The organism is Dyadobacter sp. 3J3, assembly GCF_009801115.1.
In the GTDB taxonomy this organism is placed as follows: Bacteria; Bacteroidota; Bacteroidia; order Cytophagales; family Spirosomataceae; genus Dyadobacter.
In genome coordinates, this window is the sequence record NZ_VTOL01000001.1 from 444898 (window position 1) to 468024 (window position 23127).

At 40.6% G+C, this 23127-nt stretch carries 19 protein-coding genes; 15 read left to right on the forward strand and 4 right to left on the reverse strand.

Annotated features, from left to right (window positions below; genetic code table 11):
• The first annotated feature begins 88 nt into the window (after nt 1-88).
• Nucleotides 89-2449, forward strand: a complete 2361-nt coding sequence (locus FZF08_RS01935; RefSeq protein WP_159466926.1) for a TonB-dependent receptor — start codon at nt 89-91, stop codon at nt 2447-2449.
• A 30-nt stretch (nt 2450-2479) separates the two neighbouring features.
• Nucleotides 2480-3286, forward strand: coding sequence for a DUF4198 domain-containing protein (locus FZF08_RS01940; protein WP_159466927.1), 807 nt, complete (start codon nt 2480-2482; stop codon nt 3284-3286).
• A gap of 375 nt (nt 3287-3661) precedes the next feature.
• On the opposite strand, the gene FZF08_RS01945 is transcribed toward FZF08_RS01940, so the two are convergent.
• Nucleotides 3662-4186, reverse strand: coding sequence for a hypothetical protein (locus FZF08_RS01945; RefSeq protein WP_159466928.1), 525 nt, complete (start codon nt 4184-4186; stop codon nt 3662-3664).
• Nucleotides 4187-4318: 132 nt separating this feature from the next.
• Nucleotides 4319-4831, reverse strand: coding sequence for a hypothetical protein (locus FZF08_RS01950; protein ID WP_159466929.1), 513 nt, complete (start codon nt 4829-4831; stop codon nt 4319-4321).
• A gap of 146 nt (nt 4832-4977) precedes the next feature.
• Here FZF08_RS01950 and FZF08_RS01955 point away from each other — a divergent pair, with 146 nt between their 5' ends.
• From FZF08_RS01955 to aqpZ, 6 genes are all read left to right on the forward strand, one after another.
• Nucleotides 4978-6033: an acyl transferase gene (locus tag FZF08_RS01955; RefSeq protein ID WP_159466930.1), complete on the forward strand. Its 1056-nt coding sequence runs from the start codon at nt 4978-4980 to the stop codon at nt 6031-6033.
• Between the two features lie 249 nt (nt 6034-6282).
• Nucleotides 6283-6885 (forward strand): gluconate 2-dehydrogenase subunit 3 family protein, encoded by a 603-nt coding sequence (locus FZF08_RS01960; protein ID WP_159466931.1) that lies wholly within the window; start codon nt 6283-6285, stop codon nt 6883-6885.
• A gap of 75 nt (nt 6886-6960) precedes the next feature.
• Entirely contained in the window at nt 6961-8679 is a 1719-nt protein-coding gene (locus tag FZF08_RS01965) for an FAD-dependent oxidoreductase (protein WP_159466932.1), read from the forward strand.
• 171 nt (nt 8680-8850) lie between these two features.
• Nucleotides 8851-10044 carry a DUF5009 domain-containing protein gene (locus FZF08_RS01970; protein WP_310590581.1) on the forward strand — a complete coding sequence of 398 codons (1194 nt, stop codon included), beginning with the start codon at nt 8851-8853 and terminating at the stop codon, nt 10042-10044.
• Nucleotides 10045-10311: 267 nt separating this feature from the next.
• On the forward strand, nt 10312-10701 hold the full coding sequence (locus FZF08_RS01975) for a VOC family protein (protein ID WP_159467307.1): 390 nt from the start codon (nt 10312-10314) through the stop codon (nt 10699-10701).
• 152 nt (nt 10702-10853) lie between these two features.
• Nucleotides 10854-11534, forward strand: coding sequence for an aquaporin Z (gene aqpZ, locus FZF08_RS01980; protein WP_159466933.1), 681 nt, complete (start codon nt 10854-10856; stop codon nt 11532-11534).
• On the opposite strand, the gene FZF08_RS01985 is transcribed toward aqpZ, so the two are convergent.
• A complete protein-coding gene (locus FZF08_RS01985; RefSeq protein WP_159466934.1) occupies nt 11535-12014 on the reverse strand; it encodes a hypothetical protein in 480 nt (159 codons plus the stop codon).
• A 366-nt stretch (nt 12015-12380) separates the two neighbouring features.
• Here FZF08_RS01985 and FZF08_RS01990 point away from each other — a divergent pair, with 366 nt between their 5' ends.
• From FZF08_RS01990 to FZF08_RS02010, 5 genes are all read left to right on the forward strand, one after another.
• Nucleotides 12381-14672, forward strand: a complete 2292-nt coding sequence (locus tag FZF08_RS01990; protein ID WP_159466935.1) for a peptidylprolyl isomerase — start codon at nt 12381-12383, stop codon at nt 14670-14672.
• A 104-nt stretch (nt 14673-14776) separates the two neighbouring features.
• On the forward strand, nt 14777-16141 hold the full coding sequence (locus FZF08_RS01995) for a peptidylprolyl isomerase (RefSeq protein ID WP_409012637.1): 1365 nt from the start codon (nt 14777-14779) through the stop codon (nt 16139-16141).
• Between the two features lie 60 nt (nt 16142-16201).
• Nucleotides 16202-17164 (forward strand): MoxR family ATPase, encoded by a 963-nt coding sequence (locus FZF08_RS02000; protein WP_159466937.1) that lies wholly within the window; start codon nt 16202-16204, stop codon nt 17162-17164.
• 120 nt (nt 17165-17284) lie between these two features.
• Entirely contained in the window at nt 17285-18874 is a 1590-nt protein-coding gene (locus tag FZF08_RS02005) for an aldehyde dehydrogenase (NADP(+)) (protein WP_159466938.1), read from the forward strand.
• A gap of 69 nt (nt 18875-18943) precedes the next feature.
• Nucleotides 18944-19699 carry a DUF1835 domain-containing protein gene (locus FZF08_RS02010; protein WP_159466939.1) on the forward strand — a complete coding sequence of 252 codons (756 nt, stop codon included), beginning with the start codon at nt 18944-18946 and terminating at the stop codon, nt 19697-19699.
• Between the two features lie 7 nt (nt 19700-19706).
• Here FZF08_RS02010 and truA read toward each other — a convergent pair whose 3' ends face one another.
• Nucleotides 19707-20441 carry a tRNA pseudouridine(38-40) synthase TruA gene (truA, locus tag FZF08_RS02015; protein ID WP_159466940.1) on the reverse strand — a complete coding sequence of 245 codons (735 nt, stop codon included), beginning with the start codon at nt 20439-20441 and terminating at the stop codon, nt 19707-19709.
• Nucleotides 20442-20827: 386 nt separating this feature from the next.
• On the opposite strand from truA, the gene FZF08_RS02020 reads away from it, so the two are divergent.
• On the forward strand, nt 20828-22501 hold the full coding sequence (locus FZF08_RS02020) for a glutamine--tRNA ligase/YqeY domain fusion protein (protein ID WP_159466941.1): 1674 nt from the start codon (nt 20828-20830) through the stop codon (nt 22499-22501).
• A 245-nt stretch (nt 22502-22746) separates the two neighbouring features.
• Nucleotides 22747-23106: a hypothetical protein gene (locus FZF08_RS02025; RefSeq protein ID WP_159466942.1), complete on the forward strand. Its 360-nt coding sequence runs from the start codon at nt 22747-22749 to the stop codon at nt 23104-23106.
• The last annotated feature ends 21 nt before the right edge of the window (nt 23107-23127 follow it).

Below are 23127 nucleotides of genomic sequence, written 5' to 3' on the forward strand. Positions count from 1 at the left end.
TTTGTGATGCTTTGAATGCCTGACACCAAAAGTCTGGCTAATGGGTATCCATGAATCCTTCATACTTACAGAGGTTCCAAACCGATAAATGGTCAAATTTACTTTCCTGATACTTTGCGTATTTAGCTTCGCTACGGTATGCAAATCCCAGACCGGCGGTCTAACGGGACATATTATTTCTTTTCAAAACGAGGCATTATCCGAAGTTAATATCCGGATACAAGGTTCACAATACCGCACCTATACCAATGAAAACGGATACTTTTCATTAAAAAACATTCCTTCCGGAAAATACACTTTACTGGTTTCCAGCACCGGCTATGAAGCTCTAAAACAGGATTTTACAATACTTTCCGGTAAAACAACATCCCTCAACCTGCAACTTTCACAGGATCACAAACTACTGGAAGAAGTAACCATTACTGGTAGGAACACTAAATATCAAACCAGCCATTCCATGCTGGCAACCCGCACAGATGTTCCGATCCTTGAAACGCCTCAATCTATTCAGGTTATTTCGCAGCAGATTATCAAGGACCGTCAGGCTTTTACACTGAATGACATTGCCCCTTTGATGACGGGTGTAAAAGCAAACAATTCGATGGGCGGCTTTGCCCTTCGTGGTTTCACCGGCTATAATCCAAATGACGCAAGCTTTACAACATTTAATGGCATACGCGGTACCTTATATTTGTGGAGCCAGCAGCCATTACTCTACAATATCGAAAATGTTGAAATCCTCAGAGGACCAGCCTCAGTACTTCTCAGTGAAAGCATGCCTGGTGGGATTATCAATTTCGTTACAAAAAAACCACAGGTCGAAAATCGCTTTGAATTTGCTGCCGATTACGGCACCTGGAATGCCGCGAGGTTCTCGGCCGATGCGACCGGCGCTTTAACCAAAAACAAAAAATTATTATACCGGGCTATTGTTGGCTACGATCGTACAAATAGTTTTCGCGACTACCAGAAGGTGAAAAACATCTTCGTTGCCCCGTCGCTCAGTTACGTATTCTCTTCCAATACAAGCCTGAACCTGGAAGTAAATTACGCTTATGAAAAAAGTGTGCAGCAATACGACCGGGGTGTGTATGTGAAAAATAATGGCGACGGCACATTTGATTTTGACCATTATGCTAAAAATCTGACGGTTCAAAGTCCTTCCGATTTTGGAAAAACAAAAAACAGCTCTGCAACTTTAACACTGCATCATCGGGTGAGCGACGATTTGACATTTTCACTTGTGCAGCGGTATGTTCGGAATAAATTTAATTTCGCAGATCATTTTGTGTCCGGCGCAATCCGCAATGATTCCATCAGCCGAAGTTACTCTTATTGGGACTACGACCAGTTTAATTCCCAGACCACTGCATTTGCCAATTATAAGGTGAATACTGGAAAAATCAGGCATAGCTTCCTCGGAGGTTTTGACTTCAATCGATTTGGCTGGTACAAAAATGATTACCGGAGCTCACCCACGACCCGGATTTCTATACTTAATCCGAATTATAGTAATGATGTGCCTCCAGTTAATCCGGCAGTTGATTATTATGACGATAACAAACAATCCACAGACTTGATTGGTGGTTATTTACAGGATCAAATCAGCTTTGGCGAGAAATTCAAAGCGCTTCTTTCTCTCCGTTACGATCATTACCATTTAAAACAAACACCCTTATCTGAGCGGGACGATTTGCAGGGTGATGAATCTGTTGCAAAGGCTTGGGTACCGCGAATTGGGCTGGTTTATCTTCCGTTTTCCAATATTTCTTTTTACGGTAGTTATAACAAATCCTTTGCGCCGCAGCTATCCAACAATGGCGGAGCGGGCGGTCCATTTCCACCAAGGACTTCGGAGCAGTTTGAACTGGGCTACAAGGGCGATTTCTTTAAGAAAAACCTGTCGACGATGGTTGCTGTATATAATATAGATTATAAAAATATACTCGCACCAGATCCTACGATGACAAATCCTAATCAGCAAACGGTAGTAAAGGGTACGCGTAGCCGCGGAATTGAAGTTACCGTCCAGGGAAATATCAAAAAGCTGAATATTCTGACCGGCTACGCCTACAACGACCATACCTTGACCTCAACGAGCTCCATTGGCAAAGAAGGTTTCCGTTACGTTAATGCACCAAAACACATCGGAAACGTAATGCTGAAATATAATTTAACACAGGGCAATCTAAAAGGTTTAGGTATTGGCCTCGGTGGTCGTTACACCAGCGATCAGGTAGGAAACCTGGCAACACAGAATTTTGTGATACCGGCATCTACCGTTTTGGATGCCATGGCCAACTACGAAACGGGCAAATTTAACGTGCAGCTCAATTTGTACAATTTGACCAATGCCCATTACTACAATGGAGGCTTGTCAAGGGTCACAGTTGCCTCACTTGGAAACCCGATCAATTTTCGGTTAGGCGTTACCTACCTTATCTTTTAAATTTCATAAAACAGCTTAATTCCCAACACCATGTTAAAAAACAGAAAAACAATCGTAGTTGTCAGTTTGATGCTTCTCGCCACACTTGGCTATGCGCATGAGTTCTGGATGGAGCCCATGAAATTTATACTCAAAGAAAATGAAAAGGTGTTGATCAATCTGATGGTTGGCGAGGACTATCAGGGAGAAGACTCCAATGGACTTAAATACAAAATCCTGAAACTGGATCATTACAGCGGCAATACGTCAACTGACATCCGTGCGACTGTCAAAGGCGATAGCCTGAGCTCCTTCGATATTATTTTTACCAAACCAGGAAATCATCTGATTGCATTCAACAATACCAGCAAGTTTATCGGACTGGAAAGTGGCAAGTTTAATGACTATCTGCGTTCGGAGGGACTGGATGAAATCTTGAAATTGCGCCTGCAAAAGGGCGATACTTTAAAACCAGGCAGAGAACTATATCAACGCTGTGTAAAAACACTGGTTCAGGTTGGGGGTAAAAACGACCAGACTTTCGCTATAAATACCGGGATGAAATTAGAGATTATTCCTAAGACCAACCCTTATGCCGTAACGGAAAATACACCGGTCACCTTCAAAATTATGTTCCTGCAAAAACCTGTTAAAAACGGGTTGGTATTAGCCTGGCATGTACAAAATGGAAAAGCCACACACCAAAAATTAAGAAGTAACGCTGCCGGCGAAGTAACATTCCCGATTAGTAGAACCGGCAAATGGATGATCAGTACAGTCCATATGACCGCGCACGCAAACAGTACAGAGGCCGACTGGCAAAGTTACTGGGGTAGCTACACTTTCGGTTTTTTTTAATTCCCTGTTTTAAAATAAAACGGTTATACAAAGACAAAATAGTACGCATGCAAAAGTAGAATGAGTATTTACACCCTTTCCTTATTTTTGGGAGAGGGTGTTTTGTTATGTGCTGTATTTGTTTGTAAAAGTTATGGGTTGAACAGTTGATACTATTCCATGGTCTGTGTCCTCACAGACCCTTCGTTATTCCATGGTATGTGTCCTCACAGACCCTTCGTTAAAAGGCTATGCATAGCCCAAAGCACCTCGATCATTTTTAATTTTTAACCAGTAAAACACCGAAATAACTTATTATTCAGGTGGTCTGTGAGGACACAGACCACGGGACAGAAGACAAAAACCACGGAAAATCTCAATCTTAGCACAAAAAACTCACTGATAATAAGGCAAATACAAACTATCCGTAACAACCTGATTGCTCACATGCAAAGAACGATCACGAATCCTAACTTTAAATTTGAATAAAACCGGTTTCGTATTCGGTGTGTAATAGGCTGTGGTATGCAAATCGAGTTTTCCTTTAATAGGGCCTATTTTCCCATCAACCTTCAATAGCGGGAAAAATTTGATTGAATCGGTTGTCATAATTCTTTCCACCCATTTGTTATTTTCGAATCGGGCGGTAATCAGCTCATAATTCCCCCAATTGCCATAAGGCGGGCGAAAATTTACATAGTCATTTATTTCACTTTCCGTCGCGCCCAGATTGCCGTCGCCGTCTTCAAAATCTATTGATATCGTCACGTTTTCCCGAATCTTTTTTCCATTAGAATCCAGTTCTGTTGCTGAGCCGATACTGTTGTAAGAAATGCTTGGTACAGTATTAAAATCGGGAGTAGGATCGCAGCCTGAAAGTGCCAAAGCGAATACACAAAATAATAAAATCCGGATTTTCATATAACGCAGTTTTGTATTTGATAGAATTAGCCAAATCGAGATTAGTTATAATAATTAACCCAAAAGTTACAAAAAAAAGAGGCGAATATCAAATATGATATTCGCCTCTTTTCAATTATTATTTTTTCCGTTTTATTGAAATCCGGGAACAGAAATACTATCTGTAACAATCTGGTTACTAACACGTAACGCACGGTCTCGGATCCTTACTTTGTATTTTATGGTAATGGGTACGGAACTGTTGAAATATTTGGCTGATGTATGCAGATCCAGTTTACCTTTTATAGGTCCTGATTTCCCATCTGGCTTCAAATCCGGAAACCATTTGTATTTATCAATAGCCAGAATTTGATCCACCCATTTTCCATTTGTCAAAGTTGATGTAACAAGCTCATAATTCCCCCACTCCCTATATTTTACAGAATCAGCAATTTCAGAATCCGAGGCACCCAAATCTCCATCGCCGTCTTCGAAGTCGACCGTTACGGTAATATTTTCCTGAATTTTTTTACCGTTCGTATCCAATTCAGTCTGGGTATCAATGCTGTTATAAAAAATCTTCGGTGTATCGTCAAAATCAGGAATATCAACACAGCTTGCAAGTGCAATAGCTGATATAAAAAAAAGTAAGATTTTAAATTTCATAGATCAGGTTTATAATTTCAGTTGATAAGTCAGAGTTAACGCAAAATCCGGTTGTTTCAGTAATTCTATTTATTTTCAAAAGCAAGCCGCTAACTTCTGGCTTGTAACTTCTAACTTTGTTTTTCTATTTTACGAAAGTACTACGATTGGAACTTCAAAGCAATAAATCTTCCCTGGAAATGCGTGACGAACTTCGCCGGCAAATTATTGATTTGGATCAGGCTGATTTCGAATCACTTGCGCTTCGCATATTTCAATATCAGGCTGAAAATAATCCGGTTTACAAAGAATATATTTCACATCTGCACATCAAAACGGATCAGGTTAGCAGACTTACGGAAATTCCATTCCTTCCGATTCAATTCTTTAAACATCATTTAATTAAAACCGGAAATCCGCCGGAACAAACGGTTATTTTTGAAAGTAGCGGCACTACCGGTGCTGCCACCAGCCGTCATGCTTTATATGACGCTCCTCTCTACAAATCCGTCTCTACACGCATCTTTCAGCAAAATTACGGGCATCTGGACGACTTCCATATGCTAGTTCTGCTACCTTCATACCTTGAACGAAACAACTCGTCTCTGGTGTATATGATGCAGCATTTTATTGATCAGGCTGATTCTCCGCTGTCTAATTTTTATCTTCACAACACCGGAGAAATGATTGAACAGCTCAAAAATCTTGCTCAAAATCCGGACGGTCGCGGCATTTTATTGATGGGGGTAACCTTTGCACTTTTGGATCTGGCCGAAAGCGATATTGACTTTTCTTTCCTAAAAAATATGCCAAATCTGAAAGTAATGGATACCGGCGGCATGAAAGGCCGACGCCAGGAATTGCTGCGCGAGGAAGTGCACGATATCCTGACCGGCAGTTTTGGTGTTCCAAAAATCCATTCCGAATATGGTATGACTGAATTACTTTCGCAAAGTTATTCCCAAGGCGATGGTTTATTTCAATCCGGTACTACCATGCGCATTCTATTGCGTGATGTAAATGATCCTTTCTCTATTTACGACCATAATTTGACCGGCTCCAAAACCGGAGGAATCAATATTATCGATCTTGCCAACCTGGACAGCTGCTCATTTATTGAAACTCAGGATCTGGGACGATTTGGCGCCGAAGCTGGCACTTTTTATGTCATGGGCCGATTTGATAATTCTGATATCCGGGGATGCAATTTACTTGTTTTGTAAATCGTTAACAGGTCTGTTAAAAATTAAGCGATCAAGACCTTCTTCTAAAAAAAAATCATTTAGTACACGATTTTTGAAAATCCAGTTATTCTATTAATTATCAAATAGTTAAAAACAATTCTCCTTATATAGAATTGTTCTAACCAGACAATAATAGAGAATATTTCATAAATTAGCCGGGTTGTTTTTAATTGCATTAATCGAATGTATAATTACACTTTGGATTGTTAACCTTATTAAGTATATAAAATGAAAAGACGTGACGCAATTGCCCGTGTGGCACTATTGATGGGTGGTACGCTTTCCGCCCCGACCATGCTGGCTTTTCTGGAGGGCTGCAAATCGTCGACTGAAACGTCGACTGCGCTTACTTTTCCATTCTCGGCGGATCAAAAAAATTTAGTTTCCGAAGTTGCTGAAATCATTATTCCTAAAACGGATACTCCTGGTGCGAAGGATGCCAAAGTTGGCGAGTTCATCGAGAAGATGATCAAAGAATGTTATGCAGGAAAAGATCAGGACAGTTTTGCGAAGGGTTTGAAAGAACTTGAAAAGAAAGATTTCCTGAAAGCATCTCCGGCAGATCAGACTAAGATTTTAAAAGAACTGGAAGCTTCTGCCAAAACAGATTCTGAAAAAGCGACAGAAGAACGTAAGAAATTCACAGAAGCTGGTAAAGAATATACTGACGATCAGGGTGTTCCTTTCTTCAAACTGATTAAAGAACTTACACTTTTGGGATATTTCACCTCTGAACCTGGTGCTACGCTGGCTTTGGATTATGTTCCGGTACCGGGCCGCTACGACGGTTGTATCGATTTGAAACCTGGTCAGAAAGCCTGGGCAATGTAGTTTTTAATTTCAGGGCTTGAAGAATTTGAAGCTCAAAAGAAACTGGTTATCATTAAGTTATAATATCATTTCACTATGAATTTAAACCTGAAAGGTCAAAAGGAAGTAACGTACGATGCAATCGTCGTTGGTTCTGGTATAAGCGGAGGATGGGCTGCTAAAGAGTTAACTGAAAAAGGATTGAAAGTGGTTATGCTCGAACGCGGGCGTGATATCAAACATATTACCGATTACAAAACTGCTACGCTTGCTCCCTGGGAACTTGAACACCGCGGACGTGTAACAACGGTTGCCAAAGAAGAATACTGGGCTGGTATGCGTACAGGATATACGGCGAACGAAGAGCACAGATATCTTTTCGAAAACGATAAAGAAAATCCGTACAAAGAAACAAGAGGATTTGACTGGATCCGTGCCTACCACGTAGGAGGTCGCTCACTTTTGTGGGGCCGTCAGAGCTACCGTTTAAATCCGGCTGATTTTGAAGCGAATGCAAAAGATGGTATTGCAATCGACTGGCCGGTTCGTTATAACGAAATCGCTCCGTGGTATGATTACGTAGAAAAATTCGCTGGTATTAGTGGTGCAAAAGATGGTTTGGATGTATTGCCAGACGGCAATTATCTTCCTCCGATGCAAATGAACTGTGTTGAAAAAACAGTAAAAGGAGAAATTGAAAAGAAATTTGCAGGCCGTCACGTGATCATGGGACGTGCTGCACATTTAACTCAGCCGCAAGCAATTCACACAGAACTGGGCCGTGCTGCGTGTCAGTTCCGTAATATGTGTATGCGTGGCTGTCCATATGGTGCCTATTTCAGTACACAGGCTGCAACACTTCCTGCTGCTACAAAAACTGGAAATCTTACTTTGATTCCTGATACGATTGTAACAGAGGTGATTTATGACGACAAGCTGGGCAAAGCAACCGGCGTTCGTACGATCAACCAGAATACAATGGAAACCAAGGAATATTTCGCGAAAATAATTTTCCTTAACGCATCTGCTATTGCCTCCGCTTCGATTCTTTTGAACTCAAAATCAAAAAGATTCCCGAACGGCTTTGGTAATGAAAGCGATCAGGTTGGCCGTAACATCATGGATCACCACCTTGCTGTGGGTGCCCGTGGAGATATGGAAGGATATGAAGACAAATATTATTTCGGACGTCGTGCGAATGGTGTTTATGTTCCTCGCTACCGTAACTGGGGTAATGACAAACGTGATTATCTGAGAGGATTTGGCTATCAGGGCGGTGCCAGCCGTGACAGCTGGGGACGTGGAGCCGGAATGGATGGTTTCGGTGCGGATTTCAAAAAAGAAATGTCGCAACCTGGCGGATGGAGCATGAACCTTGGTGGATTTGGCGAAATGCTTGCTGACGAGAAAAACCGTTTCACGCTTTCAACAACAGAAAAAGATAAATGGGGACTTCCAGTTGTCATTTTCGATGCAGCTTACGGCGACAATGAAAAGAAAATGCGTGTGGATATGATGAACGATGCTGCCGAAATGTTGGAAGCAGCTGGTTTGAAAAACGTATCAAAATATAATGACGAATCAAAACATCCGGGAATTGGTATCCACGAAATGGGTACTGCACGTATGGGAAATGATCCTAAAACTTCTGTTTTGAACAAAAACAATCAGGTTTGGGGTGCAGAAAACGTATACATGACCGATGGAGCGTTTATGACTTCTTCATCTTGCGTTAACCCGTCACTTACGTACATGGCCATGACAGCACGTGCTGCCGACCATGCAGTGAAGGAGCTTAAAAAGATGAATCTGTAAACAATATCATTGTTTTTAGTATTGAACTGATTGCAAAACCCCTGCCGGGTAAATCCGGCAGGGGTTTTGCTTTTGTAACCAATAGCCTTTTTTTTCCAAAAACTTGTAGTACAATAGTAAGATCATCCCAAAAGGTGAAAACATGTACTGTAAATCCTAACCCACTTTACATTGAAAGATTTTTCCTTACCAGCCATTCCTCAGCGCGTTTCGTCCGTTGATGCGTATCGCGGCTTTGTTATGCTGCTCATGATGGGCGAAGTTTTAAGTTTCAACAAAGTTTCGGAGGCCTTACCCGGCAGCGCTTTCTGGGCATTTCTCCATTATCAGCAAAGTCACGTTTCCTGGGTAGGATGTTCATTACATGATTTAATTCAACCATCGTTTTCCTTTTTGGTAGGCGTAGCACTTCCCTATTCCATGGCCAGCAGAGCCAGCAAACAGCAATCCACTGGTATGATGTGGTTTCACACATTCAGACGATCACTGATATTGATTTTGCTCGGGATTTTTCTACGTTCCATGCACCGGGAACAAACTAATTTTACTTTTGAAGATACGTTGACACAAATCGGACTGGGCTATCCCATTCTCTTTGCTTTGGGCTTTCGATCAGAGCGTGTGCAATGGGCAGCTCTGGCATTTATACTTTTGGGTTACGGAATATTTTTCGCGGTTTATCCATTACCAGGCCCATATTTCGACTGGGCTGAAACTGGTAATACCGCAGACTGGGAACATAATTTAACTGGTTTTGCTGCACACTGGAATAAAAACACAAATGCAGCCTGGGCATTCGACCGGTGGTTTATGAATATTTTCCCGAGAGAAAGTCCATTCCATTTTAACGGAGGCGGATATAGTACGCTTAGTTTTATTCCTACACTGGGAACGATGACGCTCGGATTAATAGCAGGAAAATGGCTTAAAAATACTGAATCATCATCCTGGCTTGTTAAACGTTTTGTGATCACAGCCGCTATACTTTTTGTGATTGGTATTACTTTAAATCTTACCGGAATTAATCCGATTGTAAAACGCATCTGGACACCGGCATGGACATTATTCAGCGGTGGCTGGTGTTTTCTTCTCTTAGCCGGGTTTTATTTTATTGTTGATATCAAAGAGAATAAATCGTGGTTTTTGCCCCTGATCGTTATCGGGACCAATTCCATTGCCGCATACATTTTTGCTCATACACTCAACGATTTTATCGACCAGTCATTCCGTATCAATATCAGCCCTAATTACGATCTGATATTTGGGTTACCTTATCGTTCGCTGGTAAGTGGTGCAATTATTCTATTGGTTGAATTCTGGATTTTATACTGGATGTACAAGAAGAAATTATTTATTAAGATTTAACTTTACTCAACACAGTGTTTTGCAATCCGCCGGCCGAATAAAATCGGACCGGCGGATTTTATATTTTGAAACTAATTGTCGAATAGTTCAAAATAGTAGTCTATCCGAATTTTACCCCGAAGAATGTATGCTATGATGATAGTGCCAAAATCAGGATGGATGTATCTTTCTTTACCGAGCATATTAGGCCATTAATTATGATTATTGATATGATATATATAAAAAATGAACATTGTTACCTTTGATCTAAATCATAATACTTATCAAATGCTGCAACTGAAAGGAATACATCATATTGCAATTATCGCTTCCGACTACGAAAAGTCGAAAAGCTTTTATACTGATGTTTTGGGTTTTAAGATTGACCGGGAAGTCAACCGCGTTGAAAGACAATCTTTCAAACTTGATTTGTCTTTAAATGGTCAATACTGTATCGAATTATTTTCGTTTCCGGAACCTCCAAAACGACCTTCGCGACCAGAAGCCACTGGTCTGCGCCATCTCGCTTTTCAGGTTGAAAACATTGAAGAAGCGATTGAAGAACTTGTAAAAAAAGATGTGCATCCTGAGCCAATGCGGATTGATGAATTCACGGGCAAAAAATTTACTTTTTTCGCTGATCCAGACGATCTGCCGATAGAACTCTACGAAGTATAGTATTCCGGTTTTTTCGCAGGAAAAGCCCTGAAATGTAAACTCGATTTACATTTCAGGGCTTTTTGCTTTTCAGTAACTGTGACCTGAAAAGCCTAATTGCGTCTATTGTTCAGAAAACAATAATCACACTTTTAAAATAACATTATACACACATGAAAAAGTACGCAGCAGAATTCATCGGGACATTTTGGTTGGTTTTAGGCGGTTGCGGAAGTGCGGCCCTGGCAGCAGCGTTTCCACACGTCGGCATTGGTTTACTTGGCGTTTCCTTTGCTTTTGGATTGACGGTACTGACCATTGCTTATTCACTTGGACACATTTCAGGAGCGCATCTTAATCCGGCCGTTTCTGTTGGCCTCTGGATTGGAGGCAGATTTTCCGGTAAAGATTTATTGCCTTACATCGCAGCACAAATTCTTGGAGGACTGGTAGCCGCAGCCGTTTTGTCATTCATCATAACAGGTAACGGAAGTACCATCGGAGATTTTGCAGCCAATGGCTACGGCGAACATTCTCCCGGCAAATACAGCATGGAGGCAGCGCTTGTAACCGAAATCGTTATGACTTTTATGTTCCTTATTATTATCCTTGGAGCAACCGATAAAAAAGCATCGGGTGGATTTGCAGGTCTTGCAATTGGTTTGGCGTTAACATTGATTCACCTGATCAGTATTCCGGTTACCAACACTTCGGTCAATCCGGCAAGAAGTATCAGTCAGGCACTATTTGTGGGCGGATGGGCAACAGAACAACTTTGGTTATTTATAGTAGCACCGGTGGTTGGCGCAGCATTGGCAGGAATTGTTTATAAATTCCTTTCGAGCGAAAATTGATCAGGCTACAATTGGGCGTTTTAAGTCTTTAATTATAATAATTTCCTGCTTGGACAGGATTTCATAAAATTCAGAAATCCTGTCCAGGTGCTCATCGACGACCCTTCTGGTTTCCAAATCTCTATCCAGATATTTATAAAGGGATCTGTAAGACTGCAAAATTTTGCCTTCCGTTTTTTTTAAATACCCCGCAACTTCTTCCTTTTCTTCAAGATTGTGCAACACCGAAATGGTATCAAAGTTAACCTCTGCACTATTTATCAAATCTTTGTCCGTAAGAAAACACTTGAAATAGTCATAAATCCAGTGAATTTCCTTTTGAAACAGTAAGGCGCTAAAATGTCCTTGCGTAAGCATTTTCCGCATTGGCCCCATACTATCTTTCTTCAAGGCTTCAAGATACAGGACTTCCCTGATCTTTTGTTCGTTCCATAAAGAGCTTATTTTCAGAACGAATTCTTGTAATTTGGAATCTTCCATAGCAGTTGCCAAAACTTGTGAAGGTATTGTTTCACATGTACAAATTCTATGCCCAACGGTGACAAAATGATTATAAAAATCGATATTATCCTTTAAACCATATAGATTAGATTAATTTTCATAAAAGATAAAAAATACACGTAATTTCATACTTTCCCGAACTTATAAGTTGTAGCAGATTTACACTCTCTTTTGATGTGGGACCAGATAAATTCCACACCTCAAATGCATGTTAGAGGGCCTAATATTTTTATACTCGTGTGAAAGAACATAACTTTGGGAAAATACAATAATTAGACCGTATAAAAGTTAGATTAAAATTTATGTGGAGATGAATAGTCTCTGATTTACGAATTGTGTACATGTATGTTTAAATACCCAATATTAATTTCTCTGCTAACAGCAGTTATATGTAGTTCCTGTAAAACCTCAGCTCCTAAAACCCAAGTAGTTTCTGAAACCCCTGCGCTCATACAAATTGGAAATGAAAAGTTTACTGCAACTGATTTCTTAGACTCATATACTAAAAATAAATTCGCTTCCGATTCCGTAAAAGAATTAACACCAGAGGAATATTTGCCGGTTTACAGAGATCAGAAAATTAAAATGCTCGCGGCACAGAACGAAGGACTGGATACCACGAGTGATTATAAGGAAGAAATAAACTCATATTATGATCAGTTGGCCAAAAACTTTTTAGTTGATAAAGCCCTTGTCGAAAAACTTTCTACCGAGGCTTATGCGCGAATGAAGCAGGAAGTGAAAGCTTCTCATATTTTGATCGCAGTTGCGGAAGATGCATCACCGAAAGATACATTGGATGCTTATAATGCGGCAGTTGCTTTACGCGGAAGACTTGAAGAAGGGTCTGATTTTGGAGATATGGCAGTAAAATTTTCCAAGGATCCATCGGCTGTTCATAACAAGGGTGATCTTGGCTATTTTACAGTTTTCCAAACCGTTTATCCTTTTGAAACATCGGCTTATACTTTGCCTGTTGGAAAAATATCACAGCCGGTAAGAAGTAAAACGGGTTATCACGTCATCAAAGTGAATGATCGCAGGGCCAGTCGTGGAACTGTGAGAATTGCTCACATTATGATAAAAGTGGATAAAAAAGCCACTGAGGTCCAAAAATCAGCAGCCAAAAACAAGATTGACGAAGCTTATAAAAACTTGCAGGCTGGCCAGGAATGGGATGCGGTTGCAGAAGCTTATTCTGACGATAAACAATCCAGCAAAAACCATGGGTTACTGCCGCCTTTTGGTATAGGCCAAATGGTACCAGAGGTGGAGCAAACTTCATTCGCACTAACAAAACCGAATTCCTATGCCGCTCCTGTTTTATCCTCATATGGCTGGCATATCATCAAGCTCATCGAAAAGAGAAATCTGGAACCGTATAGCGTTTTGGCACCAAATTTAAGACAAAAAGTAGTAACCGATTCAAGAGGGAAAATATTGGATCAGGCTACGGCACAACGGCTTCGCTCAAAATATGCCATTCAAGAATTTACTGATAAATATGCTCTGTTTAATACACTCATTGATAGTACACTGATTTCAGGTACATGGGATTACATGAAAGCTGTGTCAACAGACTGGGTTTCCAATACCTTATTCACGATTGAAAAAAGACCCTACGAAGCGCTTTCTTTTTTGAATTATATCAAAACACAGCAGAAACCGCGACCAAAAGGCTCATCTCCCGAAGTTATTTTCAAACATTATTATACTGACTATTTAACAGATCGTCTTTTTGCTTATGAAAAAGAACATCTGGAAGAAACGTATCCCGAATTTAAAAGTCAGATCACCGAAATTCGTCAGGGTGTTTTGCTTGATCAGTTAACGGAAGAAAATGTTTTGCAGCGTTCACTCACAGATTCTGCCGGGCAGCAGGCTTACTATCAAAAAAACACGGATCATTTCCGTTATCCGGAACGTGCTTTTGGAACGATTGTAACCGCTCCTGATACTGCGACACTTCATGCAGTAAAAAAAGCAATTGCAAAAAGTCCCTATTTACTGGAACGGAAAGCAAATGAATTGATTTTCAAGGAAAGTTCCAGTGATTTAACTCAGGATCAGATAGATAAACTTTATGATGTGTATATCATACTGCAAAAAAATCCGGATTATGTTGTTGAAATTGCCGGATACCGTTCTTCAACCGAAGCTGAAACAATTTCGTCCGATAGAATAAGAAAAGCGGTTCAATATTTAAGCTCAAAAAATATATCCATTGTCAGGATCCTTGAAAAAGATTACGGATCTTTTCGTCAATCTGCCGAAATTGAGCGTAATAGAAGAATAAGTTTCCAGTTTTATAGTCAGTCCAAAAAAGATGTGGAGAAAGTCTATAATTCTGTGACGCCCGATGCCGTTATTATCCAGGAAGGATATTTCCAGAAGAATAATGCTTTACTTAGTCAGGCCAAATGGGAAACGGGCGAACAAACTTTGACTTCCAATGGTTTAACCTATTGGATTGAAATTCAAAAAATTGAGCCGGCAAGGGTAAAAACTTTCGCGGAAGCACGCGGAAGCGTGATCAACGAATATCAAAAAGTACTGGAAAAACAATGGCTTGAAAAGCTTCAGCAAAAATTTCCAGTGAAAGTGAATCAACAAGAATTAGAAAAAATTAAGCGTTAAACGTAAATTAGCATTTTAAAAACCGGTTGCCTGTCATTTTTTCAATAACCGGAATACGATAAGCCCTACTATTTCAACTTAGGAACACTTAAAATTATATGAAAATAAATAGATTGATAGTAATGCAATGTTTTGCAATCTGCACATTGTGTTTAAGTCTGGTTGGTTACGGACAAGGACAGCAGGGTGTTATGATTGACAAAATTATTGCCCGTGTGGATAATCATTATATCCTCAATTCCGAGCTGGAAGAAATGTTTAACAGCTATGCACAGAATGGTCAGAAAGCTCCGGAAAAATGCCAGATCCTTGAATCTCTGATTATCAACAAAATGCTTTTGGCAAAAGCCGAAATTGACTCAGTAACGGTTGAGGATAAGGATGTTGACAATGAACTGGACGGAAAAATGAACTACATGATCCAGCGTTTCGGATCAGAAAAAAATCTGATTGAAGCTTACGGAAAAAGTGTAGAGAACTTAAAAACCGAACTTCGTACGCAGGTAAAGGAGCAAAAAGTTGTTGAGAAAATGCAGCGTACCATTTCAGGTAATGTGAAGATCACACCGAGCGATGTTCGTAAATTTTTCAATGCAATTCCAAAAGACAGCTTACCTTACATTCCGTCAGAAGTTGAAATCGGGCATATTGTCCGCCTGGGAACTGTAACAAGGGAACAAAAAGATAAATTAAAAAACCAGCTTCTTGAACTAAGGGCGCGTGCTGAAAAGGGTGAAGATTTCGCCATGCTCGCTACCATATACTCCGAAGATGTTGGATCTGCAAAAAATGGTGGAGATTTAGGTTTTGCAAAACGTGGTGCGATGGTTCCCGAATTTGAAGGAACGGCTCTGGGTTTGAAACCGGGAGAAATGTCAAATATCGTTGAATCTCAATTTGGTTTTCACTTAATCAAACTGGTTGAAACCCGTGGTGCAGAATATCACGCACGTCACATTCTGTTGAGACCGGATTATAACAAAGGAACGGACATGAGCAGTGCGCTTCGTGTACTTGACAGTTTGCGTATTCTTATCAAATCGGATACACTGAAATTTGCAAAAGCGGCACTTAACAACTCGGAAGATAAAGAAACCGCAGAAACCGGTGGAATTATCCAGGACAGAAATACGCAGCTTGGACGATTGACATTGGATGCTTCGATGGATCCGGCTCTTTATTTCGCTATTGATACGATGAAAGTTGGGGATTTGAGCGTTCCGGTTTCTTATCGTACAGAAGACGGAAGAAGCGCGATGCGTATTCTTTGGTACAAAAGCAGATCAGAACCTCATACTGCAAACCTTCGTGATGATTACGAAAAAATTTCCCAGATCGTATTGAGCAATAAAAGAAATCATGCGTTGGAAGAATGGTTCAAAAAAGCACAGGGTGATGTTTTCATCAGTGTTGAACCGGAATATAAAAATTGTAAAATACTCGGATTGTCTAACGGCAGCGATACCTGAGTTTGAGCGCGTACCGATTGAAGAAATTGAAGATTCCTAAAAATTGAAAATTGACTCACTGTGAATTACAAATCTGACGTTGAAGCAGCCGAGGCTATGAAAGTGGCCTACGAAAAAATCCGTAGTGAAATAGGACAAGTGATCGTCGGGCAGGATGAAGTTATTAAAAGGTTGCTTACAGCCATTTTTTGTCAGGGACACTGTTTGCTGGTCGGCGTACCAGGATTGGCCAAAACACTGCTTATTCAAACCATAGCTTCGTCGCTGGATTTAAAATTTAACAGGATTCAGTTTACACCGGATTTAATGCCTTCGGATATTCTGGGATCTGAAACTTTGGATCAGAACCGTAATTTCAAATTTATCCAGGGGCCGATTTTTTCAAATATCATTTTGGCAGATGAAATAAACCGTACGCCTCCAAAAACACAATCAGCGCTTTTGGAAGCGATGCAGGAATATTCAGTGACGATCGCCGGACAGAGACACGCTTTATCGCGTCCATTTTTCGTACTAGCCACGCAAAACCCGATTGAGCAGGAAGGAACATACCCGCTTCCTGAAGCGCAGTTAGACCGGTTTATGTTTATGATCCAGCTTGATTATCCATCATATGCGGAAGAAGTCAATATTGTAAAAAACACGACCAACGATTCAAAATATCAGGTTAAGGAAGTAATCACGGCAGAGGAAATTATGGATTTCCAGCATCTTGTTCGTCGCGTTCCGGTCACGGATCATGTGATTGAATATGCGGTGAAACTGGTTCATAAAACCAGACCATCGTCTGCTATGGCAATAAAAGACACAAGCGATTATCTGGAATGGGGCGCGGGCCCGCGGGCTTCGCAGGCTTTGATTCTGGCATCGAAATGTAACGCCTTACTTTCCGGAAAATATTCTCCGGATATTGAAGATGTGAAAGCTGTTGCACTTCCCGTATTACGTCACAGAATCATTCGAAACTTTAAAGCAGAGGCCGAAGGAATATCGGTTGATGACATTATCGCACGTCTTCTTTAATCGAAAAAAGGAATTTAATTTATACAAAAATGCGTTGATCTGTAAAGGATATCAACGCATTTTTTTCTTTTACAGATATTCGTCTAGCCAAATCTCAACATCAAAACCATAATTTCAACTATGACAATTCAAGGAGAAAATTATATAGGTTATTCACTTTCCTCTCAAAACGAGCATACTTTTAAATCATACGTCCCGGCTCAAAATATAGAATTACCCGAAACATTCCACACCGCTACACCTGATGAAGTAGCGCAAGCGATGGAACTTGCCCAAAAAGCTTTTAATGAATATTCATTGATTCCAGCTTCACAAAGAGCAGATTTCCTGATTGCTATCACAGAAGAAATTATGGCTATCGGTGAGCCGTTACTGGAAAGAGCAAGTCTGGAAACGGGATTACCGATCGCACGTTTGCAGGGCGAAAGAGCACGTACGATTAACCAGCTCACGCAATTTGCCGACCTGATCCGCGAGGGTTCCTGGGTTGAAGCGAGTATTGACACCGCAATTCCGGACCGCACACCGGTTCCAAAATCGGATCTGCGTAAAATGCTTATCCCTATCGGGCCAGTAATCGTTTTTGGTTCAAGTAATTTTCCTTTTGCATATTCTGTGGCGGGCGTTGATACCGGCCCTGCTCTGGCAGCGGGAAATCCGGTTGTGGTTAAGGCACATGCGGCGCATCCCGGTGTTAGTGATCTTACGGCGCAGGCAATCGTGAAAGCGGCGAAAAGAACAGGAATGCCTGATGGCGTTTTCTCCATGTTGTATGATGATGGTTTTGAAGTAGGTGCTGCGTTGGTTAAACATCCGGCCAGTAAAGCTGTTGGTTTTACAGGTTCGATCAAAGGCGGAATGGCACTGCATAAATTGGCTCAGGAACGTGAAGAACCAATTTCTGTTTTTGCGGAAATGGGAAGTGTGAATCCGGTTGTTATCCTGCCGGAATATATGGAAAAGAATTCTCCACAACTTGCCAAAACAATGGCTGGTTCGGTCACATTAGGCGCCGGACAATTTTGTACAAATCCCGGATTGGTATTTGTTATTGAATCCGGTTCGCTTAATTTATTTGAAGAATCTTATAAAAACGAGATTTTAAAAACAGTTTCTGCGACGATGCTCACCGCAGGTATCCGTTCCAATTTTTATAAATTAAGAGACGAACTTGTACAGCAGGAAGGTGTTACAGAACTGGCTTATTCTGATCTGACAGAAGATCAGCAAAATCAGTCGCAGGCTTCGGTAGCGAAAGTGAGCGGTGCCGATTTTATTGCTAATCCTAAAATTCATGAGGAAGTTTTCGGGCCATTTTCTTTACTCGTTGTTTGTAAGGATAAAGCTGAATTGCTCGCAGCTATTTCACATTTGAAAGGTCAGTTGACTGCTTCCCTAATGGCGGATGCCGATGAAGCTACCCGTTATCCTGAATTACTGCAAAGTCTTTCTAAAATTTGTGGGCGTTTCATTATGAATGGCGTTCCGACGGGCGTAGAAGTTTGTCCTTCCATGCATCACGGCGGACCATTTCCTTCGGCAATTGATGCACGATTTACCTCTGTTGGCCGTCATTCGATTCTTCGTTTTGTGCGTCCGCAATCCTTTCAGGATTGGGATGAATCCTTACTCCCGGTTGAATTAAAAAATGCGAATCCGCTGGGGATTTTCAGACTGGTAAATAACGAGACTACGAAACGTACGATATAAGACTTAACTTTAAACGCCTTCGGGGAAAATCTCCGAAAGCGTTTAAAGTTGTTTATTCAAAATAAAACCATGATTTCAGTAAAAAATAAAACCTTTCATATTCTTAATGGCGATGCATTACTGGATAATTTTCCTTCCGAATTGCTAACCGGCGAAATCATTATTGCAAGAGAATGTCTCGTTGACGGGCCCATCGACGGTACAACGCCAGAAAAATTCTGGAAAACACGTGCAGGTTTTATTCAGGAAACATATGGTGAAGAAAAAGAAGTTTATTTTGGGGAAGTCGTCACGGAATTTGATAAAATAAAAGCAATTGCTGCGGACTCCGAAGTAAATTTTTGGTTTGAAGACGATTTATTTTGTCAGGTTAATTTCTGGTTTTGTGTTTCACTCTTGATGCCCGTTGCTCATGCTATTAAAGTGTTTGTAATCAAACCTCCGTTAATCGATCAGCAACCGGACTGGCGTGGATTTGGGCCGATGGATCGTCATACTTTGGCGGAAGCTTATTTGCACAAACAGGAACTTTCATTAGCCGATTTAAGTCTGCTGGCTAATCTTTGGGATGCTTACAAAACTGATAATCGTGAAAAATTTGCGGAACTGGCATTGATCAAATCAGAAAATTTTCCATTTCTAAGCCAAGTTATTCAGGCACAACTTGAACGGAAAGACAATCGGCCCGAAAGTGTTTTGAAACAGATTATGAAGGAAAAAGAAACGACAGATTTTAAGACAATCTTTCAGGAATTTGGTAGAAGAGAAGGAATTTATGGATTTGGAGATTGGCAGGTGGAAAAACTTTTGGAAAAAATAAAGTGATCCTATCTTATTCGGGGTATCCGACTTCCACCAAAAATAAACCTTCCGCAGGTGCCTGCGCTCCTGCTTTGCTCCTATCCTGAACCTGAATGATTTTTTCAAAATCAGCAATCGTTTTTTTTCCAATCCCAACTTCCAAAAGCGTTCCGACCAAAGCGCGTACCATTCCGCGAAGGAAACGATTCGACTTTATACTGAATATTAAAATGCCATCTTTCTCAAACCATCGGGCTTCTGAGATATCGCAAAGAAAGTTATTTACGCTTGTGTGAATCTTGCTAAAACTTTCAAAATTTTTGTATTTCAAAAGCAATTCAGCTGCCTCATTCATGCGCTGTATATCCAGCGGTTTATGGAAAATATGCGATTCGTTGATCAGAAAAGGATTTTTTCTTTTGATAATTCTATACTCATAACGCCGGTGTGTTGCATCAAAACGGGAATGTGCCGTTTCTTCAACATGAAAAACACGATGGATTGCAATATCGAAAGGCAATAGACTGTTGAGACGATAAGTTAGTGAATCACAATCCTTGACAGGCTGATTTATATCAAAATGCGCATATTGCTGTTCCGCATGAACACCGGTATCGGTCCGGCTGCTGCCGACACTTTCAATCGTTTCCCTGAGAATAAGCGTAAGTGCTTCATCCAGTTTTTGCTGCACAGAAATGGCATTGTTTTGCTTCTGCCAACCACTGTAATTTGTCCCTTTATAGCTGAATTCAATAAAATAGCGCATAGCGCAAAAGTAAGAGAAAGTAGTGAGTTTACCTTTTTGGGATTGAAAGTAAAGGAATAATCTTTATCAACCATTCTTCTGGCAATCGGCTTTCAGCTTTCGGCAATCAGATTAAAGCCTTAGCCAAATTTCAGCCCAACCGACTCACCGATGGCTGATTGCCGAAAGCCGAGGTAAAAAGCTGTCTGGTAATGGCCACTATTATGCACTGATTTGTACTTTTTCGTGTTAATAAAGATTCAGGATATTTTAAAACTGATTTGGTAATATAAATTTGGCAACAGAATGCTGAATTAAATACAGATTTCGCGCAAAGAACACAAATTATTTCGAGGTTGACGTGAAGAACATTAACTTTGACAATTGAAATATATTTCCAGTACTGTATGATTACGGAAGAGAAAAAAGAAGAAAAGAGCCTGAATTTTATTGAAGAGATCATTGAGGCGGACCTGCAAGCAGGTAAGTACAAGGAAATTGTGACCCGTTTTCCTCCGGAACCAAACGGGTATCTTCATATCGGGCATGCTTCAAGTATTTGTCTGAATTTTGGATTGACAAAGAAATTCCCGGGTTATACGAACCTGCGTTTTGACGATACAAATCCAACAACGGAAGACACGGAATACGTTGAAAGTATTAAAAATGATATTCGCTGGATGGGTTTTGAATGGCAGAACGAACTTTACGCTTCTGACTATTTCGATACTTTATACGATTATGCTGTCAGGCTTATCCAAATGAACCTTGCCTATGTTGACGATTCCACTTCCGAGGAAATTGCGACATTGAAAGGGACGCCGACAGAACCTGGAAAAGATAGTCCATTCCGTGACCGTACAATTGAAGAAAATCTGGCTCTTTTTGAACAGATGAAAAACGGTGATTTTCCTGATGGAAGTCATACACTTCGTGCGAAAATTGATATGGCACACCAGAATATGCTGATGCGTGATCCTATTTTGTACCGTATCAAACATGCGCATCACCATCGTACGGGTAATAAATGGTGCATTTATCCGATGTACGATTTTGCTCACGGACAAAGTGATTCGATTGAAAATATAACGCACTCCTTGTGTACGATGGAATTTATTCCTCACCGTGAGTTGTACGACTGGCTCATTGCAAAACTGGAAATATATCCGTCGCATCAATACGAATTTGCACGCCGTAACCTGAATTATACGGTTACGAGCAAAAGAAAATTGTTGCAACTGGTTCAGGATGGTCATGTAAATGGCTGGGACGATCCGCGGATGCCAACCATCAGCGGTTTGCGCAGAAGAGGATACACGCCTGCAAGTATTCGTGAATTTTGTGATCGGATCGGTGTAGCGCGTCGTGAAAATATGATCGATGTAGGTTTGCTGGAATTTTGTGTGCGTGAAGATTTGAATAAAACTTCGCTTCGCAGAATGGTGGTTCTTGATCCTTTGAAACTGGTCATCACCAATTTCCCGGAAGATCTTTCTGAAACCTGTATCACTGAAAATAATCCGGAAGATATCGCGACTGGTATGCGTGAAATTCTTTTTACAAAAGAGATTTTCATCGAACGTGAAGATTTCATGGAAGTTCCGTCCAAAAAATATTTCCGGTTGGCACCAGGGAAAATGGTCCGTTTGAAAGGAGCTTATATCATTCAGGCTGATTCTCTTGTGAAAGATGAAAACGGAGAAGTTACCGAAGTTCATTGTACGTATGTTGAAAACAGCAAAAGCGGACAAGATACTACGGGCATCAACGTAAAAGGAACTTTGCACTGGGTTTCCGCAAAACATGGCGTTCCGGTTGAAGTTCGTTTGTACGACCGTTTGTTTTCTGTTGAAAATGTTGGTTCCGAAGAAGGTGATTTCAAAGATTACATGAATCCGGAATCATTACATATCATTACCGGATATGCCGAACCGTCTTTAGCAGAAGCTAAACCAGGCGAATCATTCCAGTTTTTAAGAAAAGGTTATTTCGCGGCTGACCCAGATGGAACGACCGAAAAGCCTGTTTTCAATCGCACCGTTACACTTCGTGATAACTGGGCGAAGGCTGGGGAGAAATAGAGCTGTTGGCTGTTGGCGTTTAGCAATTAGCTTTTAGCTTTCCTGGAATAAGCTGACTAGGTTAGTGATTTAGAAGATTTATATATCCACTTCGTTTGAAAACGTCGTTTGCTTGAAAAGGTGGACGACGTTTTTTTATAATTAAAATTCAATTAAACACTCCATATAATTAGATTGGTTTTAAATAATACTTGCAATGCTAAAACTTACGATTTATCTTTGTATCAGATTTCAAGGTCATATAAATGTCAGTTGCAGTGAATAACCCGAATGAATTGTTCAGTACCTCCAAAGGTTTTAGCTTTCAGTGTGATAAAAGTTCGAGAATTGTAATGCAGTTTGGTGAAATGAATATCTCGTTTCGCATTCAGGATTTTTTGAATTTTCGTCGTCTGGTTAACAACATTGATATAAAAAGCAGATTATTTGACCTGTCTGACGAATCTGATTTCGAATTTGTTGAAGCTCCTCAACTTAATATCAATCAGAAACTTACCCTTTGTGAACTGATCCAGTTAAGAGAACTTGTTAACGGAACTCATTTTGCGATTGAACTAAATTCACTTCTTCACACCATTCTTTACGTAGAACAAGAATTAGTCTAAATAGCTGACCGCCTTCATATT

Bases quoted from the DNA above. Each gene is read 5' to 3' on its own strand.
- FZF08_RS01975 (WP_159467307.1), top strand. From the start codon at position 10,312: ATGCTGCAACTGAAAGGAATACATCATATTGCAATTATCGCTTCCGAC.
- FZF08_RS01940 (WP_159466927.1), top strand. From the start codon at position 2,480: ATGTTAAAAAACAGAAAAACAATCGTAGTTGTCAGTTTGATGCTTCTC.
- FZF08_RS01945 (WP_159466928.1), bottom strand. From the start codon at position 4,186: ATGAAAATCCGGATTTTATTATTTTGTGTATTCGCTTTGGCACTTTCA.
- truA (WP_159466940.1), bottom strand. From the start codon at position 20,441: ATGCGCTATTTTATTGAATTCAGCTATAAAGGGACAAATTACAGTGGT.
- FZF08_RS02010 (WP_159466939.1), top strand. From the start codon at position 18,944: ATGATTTCAGTAAAAAATAAAACCTTTCATATTCTTAATGGCGATGCA.
- FZF08_RS01935 (WP_159466926.1), top strand. From the start codon at position 89: ATGGTCAAATTTACTTTCCTGATACTTTGCGTATTTAGCTTCGCTACG.
- FZF08_RS01965 (WP_159466932.1), top strand. From the start codon at position 6,961: ATGAATTTAAACCTGAAAGGTCAAAAGGAAGTAACGTACGATGCAATC.
- aqpZ (WP_159466933.1), top strand. From the start codon at position 10,854: ATGAAAAAGTACGCAGCAGAATTCATCGGGACATTTTGGTTGGTTTTA.
- FZF08_RS02005 (WP_159466938.1), top strand. From the start codon at position 17,285: ATGACAATTCAAGGAGAAAATTATATAGGTTATTCACTTTCCTCTCAA.
- FZF08_RS01960 (WP_159466931.1), top strand. From the start codon at position 6,283: ATGAAAAGACGTGACGCAATTGCCCGTGTGGCACTATTGATGGGTGGT.
- FZF08_RS02025 (WP_159466942.1), top strand. From the start codon at position 22,747: ATGTCAGTTGCAGTGAATAACCCGAATGAATTGTTCAGTACCTCCAAA.
- FZF08_RS01985 (WP_159466934.1), bottom strand. From the start codon at position 12,014: ATGGAAGATTCCAAATTACAAGAATTCGTTCTGAAAATAAGCTCTTTA.
- FZF08_RS01950 (WP_159466929.1), bottom strand. From the start codon at position 4,831: ATGAAATTTAAAATCTTACTTTTTTTTATATCAGCTATTGCACTTGCA.
- FZF08_RS02020 (WP_159466941.1), top strand. From the start codon at position 20,828: ATGATTACGGAAGAGAAAAAAGAAGAAAAGAGCCTGAATTTTATTGAA.
- FZF08_RS01990 (WP_159466935.1), top strand. From the start codon at position 12,381: ATGTTTAAATACCCAATATTAATTTCTCTGCTAACAGCAGTTATATGT.